The 1,002-nt window shown below is 36.6% G+C and carries 1 protein-coding gene and 1 pseudogene; both read left to right on the top strand.

The features are described from left to right. Positions 1–2: 2 nt before the first annotated feature. Entirely contained in the window at positions 3–377 is a 375-nt protein-coding gene (locus AA81_RS07465; protein WP_245863521.1) for an NADH-quinone oxidoreductase subunit NuoE family protein, read from the top strand. Between the two features lie 12 nt (positions 378–389). Then, a pseudogene (locus tag AA81_RS07460) lies at positions 390–1,002 on the top strand (complex I 51 kDa subunit family protein); the annotation flags it as partial.

Below are 1,002 nucleotides of genomic sequence, written 5' to 3'. Positions count from 1 at the left end.
ATATTCAAGAAACGTATGGATTCATCTCCGAAGAGGATATCTTGAGAATCTCGCAAAAAAGAGACATCCCAAAAGCTCAGTTGTACGGGGTGATCAGTTTTTATTCTATGTTCCATCTTGAACCAACGGGGAAATACATCGTACGTGTATGTGACAGTGTCTCATGTAGATTAAACGAGTCCACAACCTTAGTTAAAGCCTTGAAAGATTATCTCAAAGTTGAAGAAAATGAAACCACAAAAGACAAAAAATTCACCCTAGAGGTAGTTGAATGTTTGGGGCATTGTGATGAAGGCCCTGTTATGATGGTTAACGATACTTATTACACTCATCTAACTGTTACCAAGGCGATTCAAATACTCGATTCACTGGAATAGGAGGGGGAAATAATGGAAAGAATCTTTCTAAAAAAAGACTTAGGCAAAAATTTGGAAGAATACGACTTTCTCGGCTTAAAAAATGCTTTGAAGATGCAGCCCCAACAAGTTATCAACAAAATAAAAGAAAGTGGTTTAAGAGGAAGAGGCGGAGCCGGATTCCCTACAGGTATAAAATGGGAAACGGTGTTTTCAATTGAAAATGACACCAAATTTATCATATGTAATGCGGATGAAGGAGAACCCGGAACTTTCAAAGACAGATTTTTGATGGAAAATCTACCTTTTAAAGTTTTGGAAGGCATAATAATCAGCGGTTATGCCACTGGATCTAAATATGGTTACATCTACATTAGAGGTGAATATGTAGAGGCAATAAAAATCGTTAAGAAAGCGATCGAAAAACTTTATGAAAAAAATATATTGGGAGAAAATATTCTAAACTCGGATTTCTTGTTTGATTTGAAGTTAGTGAGAGGTGCAGGCGCCTACGTTTGTGGAGATGAGACATCTTTAATCAATTCCATTGAAGGAGACAGAGGAAAATCTCGTATAAAACCTCCTTTACCAGTTTTTGAGGGATTGTATGGTAAACCAACAGTTGTCAATAACGTTGAAACATTAG

The organism is Petrotoga halophila DSM 16923, from assembly GCF_002924615.1.
Note: the sequence above shows the minus strand (reverse complement) of the source record. Positions and strands in the feature narration are given on the sequence as shown.